We start from the raw sequence: 11111 nt of genomic DNA on the forward strand, positions 1-11111 counted from the left end.
GCATAAGAAAAAAACTATACCCTGATGTGAATCAACAAAGAGTAATGACAAAATTGCAATACTCATCCACAATATGAACACTTAATCTTCAGTGCAAAAAAAGATCGAGTAACTTTGCAAAAAAAGTGACATGATGTGCTGAGAAGATCGGTTTGTTTTGACATAAACAACCGGATACAACTATCTATTAGAATGACATTCCCAATATTTTAGAGGGTGAGCATGATTAAAAAGATCGGGATATTAACAAGTGGCGGTGATGCTCCAGGGATGAACGCTGCGATTCGTGGCGTTGTACGCACTGCATTAGGCGCTGGTTTAGAAGTTTTCGGCATCTATGATGGCTATCTGGGGCTTTATGAAGACCGGATTGCTCGCTTAGAGCGTTCGAGTGTTTCTGACGTGATTAACCGAGGTGGTACATTCCTTGGTTCAGCTCGTTTTCCTGAATTTAAAGAGGTTCACGTTCGTGAAAAAGCGATTGAGAATCTGAAGAAGCATGGTATCGAGGCACTGGTTGTCATCGGTGGTGATGGTTCTTATATGGGAGCCAAGAAGCTGACAGAGATGGGATATCCATGTATCGGCCTGCCGGGCACCATTGATAACGATATTGCCGGCACCGATTATACCATCGGTTATCTGACCGCTTTGAATACCGTCATTGATGCCATCGACCGCTTGCGCGATACATCATCATCTCATCAACGGATTTCTATTGTTGAAATCATGGGACGTCATTGTGGTGATTTAACACTCATGTCAGCCATCGCTGGTGGATGTGAATATATCATTACCCCGGAGACGGGATTGAATATGGATGAGCTGATTTCCAATCTGAAAGACGGCATCGCGAAAGGTAAGAAACATGCCATCATTGCTTTGACTGAGCTGATGATGGATGCCAATGTTCTGGCCAAGAAGATTGAAGAAGCGACGAAACGTGAAACACGAGCGACCGTGCTTGGTCATATTCAGCGTGGTGGTCGTCCGACAGCATTTGACCGGGTTTTAGCGTCTCGCATGGGGAACTATGCGGTTCACCTTCTGCTGGAAGGTCATGGTGGTCGTTGTGTTGGTATTCAGAAAGAAGATCTGGTTCATCACGATATCATCGATGCGATCGAGAATATGAAGCGTCCTGTCCGTAAAGATTTGTATAAAGTTGCTGAAGAACTGTTTTAAGGTTTTTTCGTAGCACATATTAATAAAGACCGCAGTGCGCGGTCTTTTTTTGTATCGGATATTAAGTTAGATTCTTTTGGCTAACGGATATCATCATCCTGATGAAAGATCGGCATATATATCAGAGAATCCACATCCGTTCTTCCGGATCTTTTCTGTTCAGATAATGTGTAGATTGAATCCGACGAATCGTCCGGCATTTGCCGCGGATGAGCAGGGTTTCGGTGACGGCAATATCCCCTTGGCGAGTAACGCCATCCAGTAAGTCACCTTTAGTGATTCCCGTTGCTGAGAAAATTACATTATCACTGCGGACCATATCTTCCATCTTCAGCACCTTACCGGCTTCAACGCCCATTTTCTGACAGCGTTCTATTTCCTGCTGGCCGATCTGTCGGTTTTCATCAGTATCACCTTTCACTTCGTAACGAGGCAGAAGACGGCCGTGCATATCACCGTCTAAGGCGCGAATGACGGCTGCGGAGACTACGCCTTCCGGTGCGCCACCGATACAATACATCACATCCACTTCACTATTGGGCATACAGGTTAAAATTGAAGCTGCCACGTCACCATCGGGCACGGCAAATACGCGTATTCCCCACTGTTGCATCTCGGCAATGATTCGCTCATGACGAGGTTTAGCCAATGTAATCACGACCAGATTATCCAGTGATTTACCTAGTGCCTGCGCGACATGTTCGAGATTCTGTTTAAGAGGCTGATTGAGATCGATACATCCTTTGGCTCCCGGTCCGACGACTAGTTTTTCCATGTACATATCGGGCGCTTTCAAAAAGCTACCTTTTTCCGCTGCTGCCAATACGGAGAGCGCATTCGACTGCCCCATGGCTGTCATGCGAGTTCCTTCTATCGGATCAACTGCGATATCTACTTCATCGCCTCCCAAACCGACCTTCTCGCCAATATAAAGCATCGGGGCATCATCAATTTCCCCTTCTCCAATCACAATCTCCCCCGTGATCTCTGTCTTATTCAACAGGCTCCGCATGACTTCGACAGCTGCACCATCCGCGGCATTTTTATCACCGCGCCCAAGCCATTTATACCCTGCTAAAGCCGCACCTTCGGTCACTCGGGAAAAGGCCATTGCTAAATCACGTTTCATGTGAACTCCATCTTGACGGAAAACTGAGAAATTTGCGTCAAATATTAGCATATCCCGACGAAAACGTTTGCTGAAATGCTTGCGGATTATTGCACTTGATCAAAGCGATCTCAGATCTTCAGCGGTATCTCAGGGCTCAAGATGGATTAAACCTGTCACGAAGAACAATAAAAGTAAGAATTGTGTCAATTCACGTCGGTTTTTTAATCGAATGGTGAAAATATTCAATATAGAGCGTGTTTCTCCAGCCATGGCTGAGTAGAATGAGCAACTAGGTACAATCATTATTGCAAGCGCAGAATCGTAAAGGATATAAGCATGTCTTTTGAAGTGTTAGAGAAATTAGAAGCCAAAATTCAAACTGCCGTTGATACAATCACACTCCTTCAAATGGAAGTTGAAGAATTAAAAGAAGAAAAACAGAAATTGATTGAAGAAGCGACTCAGCTGAAAACCAGCCGTGATGAACTGGAACAGCGCGTACAGGACATTCAGCAAGAGCAAACCGCATGGCAGGAACGCATTCGCAATTTGCTTGGTAAGATGGAAGATATGGAGTAAGGCTGGACCTTCTATCTCAAAGCGATTTGGTTCAAACTTTCTATATCACAAGTGCGGTATCAAAAATAACGCGATATTAAAAATGCCGACGAGAATGTCGGCATTTTTGATGGGAGAGTTTGAAATATGTTTTATACTTGCGGCCGGATGCCCAGTGTATGACACAATGCATAAGTCATTTCTGCCCGATTCAGCGTATAGAAATGAAAGTCTTTCACCCCTTCACGACTGAGTATCCGGACCATGTCAATGGCTTGGCTTGCACCGACAAGCTGACGTGTCACCGGATCATCGTCTAATCCGTCGAATTGCTTATTCATCCATCCCGGTACTTTGACGTGGTTTTGCGCGGCAAAGCGAGATGCTTGTTTAAAGTTGGATACCGGTAGAATACCCGGTACGATTTCGACATCAATGCCGGCACTGACACAACGGTCCCTGAATCGTAGATAACACTCAATATCAAAGAAAAACTGAGTGATGGCACGATTGGCACCTGCATCAACTTTACGTTTGAGGTTCAGTAAGTCAGCCTGAGCACTTTTGGCTTCCGGGTGGACTTCAGGAAAGGCTGCGACAGAAATATCAAAGTCATGACGGGATTTGAGTAACGTGACCAGATCAGCAGCATACATATCCGGTTTACCGCCGCCCGGTGGAATATCACCACGGAGCGCAACAATGTTCTCGATGCCGTTGTTCCAGTAGTCATCGGCAATTTGAGCCAATTCATCTCGACTGGCATCAATACAAGTGAGGTGAGGCGCTGCGACTAAGCCTGTCTGGGATTTGATTTCTTTAATGATGGAATGGGTTCTGTCTCGCTCTCCGGAGTTAGCCCCGTAGGTGACAGAGACGAATTTGGGCTGTAAGGTTTTTAAGCGATGAACTGAGTTCCAGAGCGTTTCTTCCATTTGTGGTGAGCTTGGCGGGAAAAACTCAAAAGAGACATTGATGTCTCCGGATAATTCACTAATATTTTGATTCAGTGCATCAATATGTCCAGCATATGAGTATCCCATCTTCTCTCTCCCGTGAATGATGGCTAATCGGATAGCAATCGACGTTTAGACGTCTATATGTCTAGATATTCTATTGAATTGTTTTACATGTCAACAATATAAACATGAATATTATTCATGTTTATATGAAGGCTTTTCACATCTCTTAGTTTAGAAACAAATAGTTTAGAAACAAATCAGGAGCCAAAAGGCTCCTGATATATTGAATGTGTGATCAACGATGGGTTTATTATAATAAGCTGGAAAGTAAGTTGATGTCTGACTGAATCGCGCCCGCAGTGACGTCTCGCCCGGCACCGGGACCGCGAATCACTAACGGATTGTCTTTATACCATTTACTTTCGATCGCAAAGATATTATCGCACGGGAGCAGATTGGCTAATGGATGCTCCCGATGCAATGCTTCCACACCGACGGAGGCTTTTCCGGACTTCTCCAAACGAGCGACATAACGCAGAACTTTATCTTCCCGCTGCGCTTTTGCCAGACGTTCAGCAAGCTGAATGTCGAGCAGAGTGCTTTGATCAAGAAAGTCATCCAGAGAGAGGCGTTGTAATTCTTCCGGGACCAGTGATTCGACAGAGACCTGATCGGGCTCAATATCCAGACCGGATTCACGCGCCAGAATCACCAATTTTCTCATGACGTCGGAACCATCCAGATCATTTCTCGGATCGGGCTCGGTTAAGCCTTGTTGCCATGCCAGATCAACCAATTCACTAAATGGAACGGTGCCATCATATTGCTGGAACAACCAAGACAGTGTTCCTGAGAAAATCCCGGAAAGCGCGACAATCTCATCTCCGCTTTCCCGCAGATCTCTCACCGTATGGTTAATCGGCAGACCGGCACCGACCGTCGCATTGTAAAACCAGTGACGACTGATCTTTGCAAAAGAGTCTTTGACTTGATAGTAGTATTCACTACTGGAAGAACCCGCGACCTTGTTTGCGGAAATAAGGTGCATCCCTTGTTCTGCGATCTGAATATACTGTGAAGCGAGTTCGGCACTGGCTGTCACATCCAGCACGATGACATCATCATAGCCGCGGATCTGCCCCAGTTTGAGCAGCCATTCTTGACCGTCATTGGGGATAGATTCTTCAAGAAAATGGTGTTCGACCTTTGTCGGGTCTATCCCTTGTTCATCAAACCAGTAGGTCTGACTATCGATCACCGCGACCAGTTCAAAATTCATCCCGCGGCGTTTTTCCAGCTCGGCTTTCTGTTCCGTGAATAGCTTGAGCCAACTCGAACCGATATTGCCTTTGCCACAGAGTGCGAGTGCCACACGTTTCTGCGCCTGAAAAAGGTGGGTATGCAGTTGATTGACAAGCGTATCTACGGATGTCTGACGAAGTATCGCGACCAGACTCAATTCCGATTCAGATTCACAGAGGAACTCAATCGGAGCTTGTTTGAGTTGCTGATAAAAGCCGAAACAGTGGTTGGCATTTTTGGTCACTCCGGCGCCGACGGCTGCGACGAGTGAGTAGCCTTCTTTGAGACGAATTTCTGCTTCAATAGCGGCATCTTGCAAATAAGACAAGGCACCAGAAGCGATTTCAGCCGTGTAAGCAAGCTGTATGCGATACTGGTCATCTTGTTTATCATAAGCAAGCGGCGTGAGCTGGGCTCGCTTGAGTTGCTCGATCACCTGTTTGTACAGGCGCTGAAAATCGTGTCCGCGCGCGAAACTGAGCTCAATCAGCAAGACTTCATCCAGAGACGTGATGATTTTGGCACCCCGTCCGGAAGCGAGTACCCGTTCGATATGAGTTGATCCGGCTTCAGGGTCATAGCTACACCGGAGATGCAGATCAATTGCACTCTGTGCCACGGGCTGTAATGTTCGACTATGTAAAACCGGTGCGGCAAGGCGAGCCAGCTCGCTGGCTTCATCCAGACGAAGTAACGGCAGCAGGCAGGCATCAGTGACAACTCTTGGGTCAGCACTGTAGACTCCGGCGACATCACTCCAAATTGTTACCCGTTCTACTTCTGCCAGCGCACCAATGATGGTCGCAGAGTAATCGGAACCATTTCGACCCAGCAGAACCGTTTCTCCGGCTTCATCTTGAGCGATAAAGCCAGTGATCACGATCCGCTGATGACCGTGTTGAGCCAAAATTTCCTTGAGCAATGGATAGGACTGAGCACGGTCAATTTCCGGCTGTGTTTCTCTGTGAGCGCGTAAGAATGCTCTGGCGTCTTGTGAAATCGCCATTAATCCTTGCTGATTGAGTAACGCAGCCATTAAACGGGATGACCAAATTTCGCCATGAGCCAGCACGAAGGCCTGTTGGGCGGCGGTCAGTGGGGAAGTGAGTTCTGCAAGAGTCATGCATTCATCATTGAGCCGATTCGTCAGTGCCTGCGCGGCTTCTCCTTCGAGCAAATCTGCAATCAACTGGCGTTGAAACTGTTGAATTTGCTCCAAAACATCTTGGGCCTGTTGCGGTTCGACGGTTAAATTTTCAATAAAAGCAATGAGTTGATTGGTTGTTTTGCCCGCGGCAGAGACCACAACCAGATCGTGACTTTGCGAATACTCTTTGAGAATTTGAGCAACGCGGCGATAACATGCCGGATCAGCCAGACTACTTCCTCCGAATTTATGGAGGTGGCGTACGGTGTGCATCAACGATTCTCCTTTACCCAATTCAGGGATTGATCCAGATCTGCAATCAAGTCATCGGCATCTTCTAAGCCGACTGATAGCCGTAATAATTGTAGAGAAATACCTGCTTTGTGGAGCGCTTCCTCACCCATCGCACGATGGGTCATCGTTGCCGGGTGACAAATTAAACTTTCGACACCACCGAGTGACTCCGCTAATGAAAACAGATTGAGCCGACTGACAAATTGTTGTAGCTCTTCATAGCTCCCCGCAAATTCAAAGCTGAGCATCGAGCCAAATCCACTTTGCTGCTTTTTCGCAATGTCATGACCGGGATGAGTCGATAAGCTCGGATGATAAATCGTCCCGATGAGGTCTTGAGACTGCAAGTAAGTAAGAATTTTCAGCGCGCTCTCTTCATGGCAACGCATTCTTGGATTCAAGGTGCGAAGCCCTCTGAGTGTCATATAACTATCGAATGGTGTGCCGGATGCGCCGATACAGTTAGCCCACCAAGCGAGTTGTTCTGCGTGTTCTTTGGTTTTACTGATGATCACGCCGCCAATTACATCGGAGTGGCCATTGATATACTTGGTCGTAGAATGGATCACAAAGTCAGCACCAAGCAATAAAGGTTGTTGGTAGACCGGGGTCAGAAAGGTATTATCAACCGCAACTAAAGCACCGACTTGTTTAGCTTGTTGACAGATTTTTTCGATATCGACAACCCGAACGAGCGGATTGGATGGGGTTTCCAGCAAAATGAGTTTGGGTTTCTGGGCTAGAGCTTCAGCAAGCGCGGTATCGTCGCATTGATCAACGAATAGTACCCGGAAGTCGCCTTTGTTGGCGCGGGTATTGAATAAACGATACGTGCCGCCATAGCAATCATTGGGTGCGACGATGAGATCATCGGGGCCGATAAAAGCAGAGAGCCATAGATTGAGCGCTGAGGTACCGCAGTTGGTAATCACCGCACCCTGACCACCTTCCAGTTCGTAAAGTGCTTGTTCCAGAAGTCCACGGTTCGGATTACCCGAACGGGTATAATCATATTGCGGGACTTCACCGAATGCCGGAAATCCATAATTCGTTGAGAGATAAATCGGCGGAACGACAGCATGGTACTGCGTGTCTGACTCAATACCCGTTCGAACGGCGATGGTTGCAGGTTTGCGAGTGCGCATATGTGATTCCTTCCTACTTGATGACAAATGTCGTTCATGACTGAAAATCTCAATCGACACCGATTGGATATAATTGCTCACTGTACTGATTTTTTTATGAGACGTCAATACTTCTAGACGTCTATATGTCTTTGCTTATAGCAGTAAATAAAGCTAAAATTAACACCTACTTTTTTTGATAATAATGACGGGTTCCGGGCAATGAGGGGAAGCAATGGCTGATTGGAATGGTGAATACATAAGTCCTTATGCTGAACATGGTAAGAAAAGCGAGCAGGTCAAGAAAATTACGGTCTCTATCCCGTTGAAAGTGCTTAAAGTATTGACTGATGAACGGACAAGACGCCAGATCAATAATTTACGTCATGCAACAAATAGTGAGCTTTTGTGTGAGGCGTTTTTACATGCATATACCGGTCAGCCTTTGCCGACGGATGAAGACCTGCGTAAAGATCGTCCGGATGATATTCCAACCGAAGCAAAAGCAATCATGACTGCGATGGGTATCGAATTTGAATCTTATGATGATTAATCGGAAGGTGCCTGACTTCTCAGATAGATAAAGCATTCTTTTCTGTACGCTGGCTGATTTGGCCGGATTGTTTTAAGCTCAAATTAATATGAAATTAATTTCTTTTTAGAAAGAGAACGATGTAGAAGGTTTTGGTTGTTTTCTTTGAAGATAAGGAACGTCTGATATGATCTATGTTCACTACCTTGAGCAGTCTCGGGCATTACGTGTGGTCTGGTTGTTGGAAGCTCTCGAACTCGAATATGAAATTGTTCATTACAGTAGAGATCCAAAGACTTGGGGTGCACCGGATACTTTGAAGGCGGTTCATCCGTTAGGCAAGTCTCCGACGATTGTTGATGGCGAGCAAACTATTGCCGAGTCAGGTGCCATTATTGAGTATCTGATCGATACCTATGACCATCAACGTCGTTTCCGGCCTGAATCGGGTCAGGCATTGCTGGATTACCGCTACTGGTTACATGCCGCTGAGGGGTCTTTCATGATGTGGTTGGTGATGCGGCTGATCTTTATCAAATCGAAAGAAAAACTCCCATTCTTGCTGCGTCCGTTGATTGGTTCTTTTCTCAACAAGATGGAGCAGATTGTGATTGAGCCCCGTGTATCTACTTTTTTGCGTTATATCGATGATACGCTTGCGCACCGTTCATGGTTTGCCGGAGAGCAGCTCAGTGGCGCTGACTTTCAGATGAATTTAGTATTACAGCTTGCCGACGTGTCTGGCTATCCAAATATTCAACGTTATATGAAACAAATTGCTAAATTGGCGAGCTATCAGCAAGCCTTGCAAAAGATACCGGCTTGAATAAAGTGATAAAAAAGAGGATGCACACAATGCATCCTCTTTTTTATCAGTAAGACACTTGCCAGTGTGTCATATTAATCTTGCATATAGCCTTCCGGCATTGCAATACGAGCAACACCTGAATCAACGGCTGCCTGCGCAACGGCTCTGGCGACCCGGGGCAACAAGCGTGGATCCATCGGTTTTGGAATAATGTACTCGGGCCCGAATGAGAGGCTATCAACACTGGCCGCTTTCAGGACCTCTGCCGGCACTTCTTCTTTTGCGAGTTTGCGAATGGCTTCAACCGCTGCAATTTTCATTTCATCGTTAATTTCGCTCGCCCGAATATCCAAGGCACCACGGAAAATGAACGGGAAGCATAGAACATTGTTGACCTGATTCGGGTAGTCAGAGCGACCCGTCCCCATGATCAAATCATTGCGGACTTGATAAGCTAGTTCCGGTTTAATTTCTGGATCCGGATTTGAGCAGGCAAATACGATCGGTTTTTCTGCCATCAGTGCTAATGCTTCCGGTGGCAGCAGATTCGGACCGGAAACGCCAAGGAATAGATCGGCATCTTGAATGACGTCTTCCAAGGTTCTCTTATCTGTATTATTGGCAAATAACTGTTTGTATTCGTTCAGATCAGTGCGGCGAGTGTGAATCACACCTTTACGGTCAAGCATATAGATTTTCTCACGCATTGCACCGCATTTGATCAGCAGTTCCATACAGGCAACGGCCGCTGCGCCGGCACCTAGGCAAACGATAGTACACTCTTTCAGATCCTTTCCTTGTAGTTCAATCGCATTGAGCATGCCTGCAGCAGTGACGATGGCTGTACCGTGTTGATCATCGTGGAAGACTGGAACATCACAACGTTCGATAAGACGTCGTTCGATTTCAAAACAATCCGGTGCTTTGATATCTTCCAGATTAATACCACCAAACGTATCGGCAATATTCGCGACAGTCTCAACGAACTCATCGATAGTCCGGTGTTTCACTTGAATGTCGAATGAGTCCAGACCTGCGAATCGTTTGAAAAGTAATGCTTTTCCTTCCATCACGGGTTTGGATGCCATCGGCCCCAGATTGCCTAATCCAAGGATGGCTGTACCGTTAGAGATGACTGCGACAGTGTTTCCTTTCGCGGTATACTTGTAAATATTATCGACATCCTGCGCAATCTCACGCACGGGTTCTGCCACACCGGGGCTATAGGCTAAAGCCAGATCTGTCGCTGTGTCGGCAGGTTTTGTGAGTGTGACTGCGATTTTTCCTGCGGTCGGAATGGCGTGATAATCCAAAGCTTTCTGGCGAAATGCTTCTTCAGGCGTTAAATCTTGGCGATTGTCTTCAGACATAAGGGTAGCGTCTCGTTGTAATGTTTATAGGGAAAGTTATAGGGAAAGAGACTTCATTCTAATGGATGTCCGAGTATCTGCCTAGGGCGATTATGGCATTATGTATTTAAAAATTGCATAAATATGTAGAGGTTGGAGGAGTTTATGCTGGTATATTCTGTTTTATGCAAGGATTACGTTGACGTCGCGAAGATGACGATATACCGATAGGCCGTGACCATCAACGGGCTGAATGGCTGCAAAGGGCTGAGAAAAATAAAAAGCATTTTGGAAAATAAAAAGGACACCGAATGGTGTCCTTTTTGAAATTCTCAGCGAAGAGATTATTTTTTACTGCTGCTAAGCGCACCGAAACGCTTGTTGAAGCGATCTACACGGCCACCGGTATCAACGATACGTTGTTTACCAGTATAGAATGGGTGACATTTGTCACAAACATCCAAGTGCAGAGAATCTTTGCTCAGTGTTGATCTGAATTCGAAAGCGTTGCCGCAAGAACAGGTTGCGCTTACAACTTTGTATTCTGGGTGGATACCAGTTTTCATGGGAGAACCTCAAAATCGGGCCATGTCGCTATCCGGATCGTTGCCGGACACCACATGTCAGTTAATCATATCGTCTTACATCGGTTGTGATACGGGCGTCCGTATCATCAAGGCGCGCTATATTAAAGAATCCATGAGCGGGGATCAACTAGTTTTGCTGTTATTTTCACCAT

The 11111-nt window shown here is 46.2% G+C and carries 10 protein-coding genes; 4 read left to right on the forward strand and 6 right to left on the reverse strand.

Going from position 1 to position 11111, the window contains the following annotated elements; genetic code table 11:
* The first annotated feature begins 222 nt into the window (after positions 1-222).
* Positions 223-1185, forward strand: a complete 963-nt coding sequence (gene pfkA / locus VRK_RS00935) for a 6-phosphofructokinase (protein ID WP_059119682.1) — start codon at positions 223-225, stop codon at positions 1183-1185.
* Positions 1186-1306: 121 nt separating this feature from the next.
* Here the strand turns inward: pfkA and glpX are convergent, their stop codons facing one another.
* Positions 1307-2314 (reverse strand): class II fructose-bisphosphatase, encoded by a 1008-nt coding sequence (gene glpX, locus VRK_RS00940; RefSeq protein WP_059119683.1) that lies wholly within the window; start codon positions 2312-2314, stop codon positions 1307-1309.
* Between the two features lie 318 nt (positions 2315-2632).
* Here glpX and zapB point away from each other — a divergent pair, with 318 nt between their 5' ends.
* Positions 2633-2875, forward strand: a complete 243-nt coding sequence (gene zapB, locus VRK_RS00945; RefSeq protein ID WP_038178743.1) for a cell division protein ZapB — start codon at positions 2633-2635, stop codon at positions 2873-2875.
* Positions 2876-3006: 131 nt separating this feature from the next.
* On the opposite strand, the gene metF is transcribed toward zapB, so the two are convergent.
* The 3 genes from metF to VRK_RS00960 form a co-directional block, all read right to left on the reverse strand.
* Entirely contained in the window at positions 3007-3897 is an 891-nt protein-coding gene (gene metF, locus VRK_RS00950; protein ID WP_059119684.1) for a methylenetetrahydrofolate reductase, read from the reverse strand.
* Between the two features lie 229 nt (positions 3898-4126).
* On the reverse strand, positions 4127-6538 hold the full coding sequence (locus tag VRK_RS00955; RefSeq protein WP_059119685.1) for a bifunctional aspartate kinase/homoserine dehydrogenase II: 2412 nt from the start codon (positions 6536-6538) through the stop codon (positions 4127-4129).
* Positions 6538-7704, reverse strand: coding sequence for an O-succinylhomoserine (thiol)-lyase (locus VRK_RS00960; protein ID WP_059119686.1), 1167 nt, complete (start codon positions 7702-7704; stop codon positions 6538-6540). The genes VRK_RS00955 and VRK_RS00960 overlap by 1 nt, the downstream gene beginning before the upstream one ends.
* Positions 7705-7918: 214 nt before the next feature.
* On the opposite strand from VRK_RS00960, the gene metJ reads away from it, so the two are divergent.
* Positions 7919-8236: a met regulon transcriptional regulator MetJ gene (gene metJ / locus VRK_RS00965; protein WP_059119687.1), complete on the forward strand. Its 318-nt coding sequence runs from the start codon at positions 7919-7921 to the stop codon at positions 8234-8236.
* A gap of 166 nt (positions 8237-8402) precedes the next feature.
* Positions 8403-9041: a glutathione S-transferase gene (locus VRK_RS00970; protein WP_059119688.1), complete on the forward strand. Its 639-nt coding sequence runs from the start codon at positions 8403-8405 to the stop codon at positions 9039-9041.
* A gap of 74 nt (positions 9042-9115) precedes the next feature.
* On the opposite strand, the gene VRK_RS00975 is transcribed toward VRK_RS00970, so the two are convergent.
* Both VRK_RS00975 and rpmE read right to left on the reverse strand, forming a co-directional pair.
* Positions 9116-10393, reverse strand: coding sequence for a malic enzyme-like NAD(P)-binding protein (locus VRK_RS00975; RefSeq protein WP_059119689.1), 1278 nt, complete (start codon positions 10391-10393; stop codon positions 9116-9118).
* A gap of 323 nt (positions 10394-10716) precedes the next feature.
* Positions 10717-10938, reverse strand: coding sequence for a 50S ribosomal protein L31 (gene rpmE, locus VRK_RS00980; protein ID WP_059119690.1), 222 nt, complete (start codon positions 10936-10938; stop codon positions 10717-10719).
* Positions 10939-11111: the final 173 nt, after the last annotated feature.

Source organism: Vibrio sp. MEBiC08052, from assembly GCF_001506075.1.
Classification (GTDB): domain Bacteria; phylum Pseudomonadota; class Gammaproteobacteria; order Enterobacterales; family Vibrionaceae; genus Vibrio.

Excerpts from the sequence above, each read along its gene's own strand:
- pfkA (WP_059119682.1), top strand. The coding sequence starts at position 223 with ATGATTAAAAAGATCGGGATATTAACAAGTGGCGGTGATGCTCCAGGG.
- glpX (WP_059119683.1), bottom strand. The coding sequence starts at position 2,314 with ATGAAACGTGATTTAGCAATGGCCTTTTCCCGAGTGACCGAAGGTGCG.
- zapB (WP_038178743.1), top strand. The coding sequence starts at position 2,633 with ATGTCTTTTGAAGTGTTAGAGAAATTAGAAGCCAAAATTCAAACTGCC.
- metF (WP_059119684.1), bottom strand. The coding sequence starts at position 3,897 with ATGGGATACTCATATGCTGGACATATTGATGCACTGAATCAAAATATT.
- VRK_RS00955 (WP_059119685.1), bottom strand. The coding sequence starts at position 6,538 with ATGCACACCGTACGCCACCTCCATAAATTCGGAGGAAGTAGTCTGGCT.
- VRK_RS00960 (WP_059119686.1), bottom strand. The coding sequence starts at position 7,704 with ATGCGCACTCGCAAACCTGCAACCATCGCCGTTCGAACGGGTATTGAG.
- metJ (WP_059119687.1), top strand. The coding sequence starts at position 7,919 with ATGGCTGATTGGAATGGTGAATACATAAGTCCTTATGCTGAACATGGT.
- VRK_RS00970 (WP_059119688.1), top strand. The coding sequence starts at position 8,403 with ATGATCTATGTTCACTACCTTGAGCAGTCTCGGGCATTACGTGTGGTC.
- VRK_RS00975 (WP_059119689.1), bottom strand. The coding sequence starts at position 10,393 with ATGTCTGAAGACAATCGCCAAGATTTAACGCCTGAAGAAGCATTTCGC.
- rpmE (WP_059119690.1), bottom strand. The coding sequence starts at position 10,938 with ATGAAAACTGGTATCCACCCAGAATACAAAGTTGTAAGCGCAACCTGT.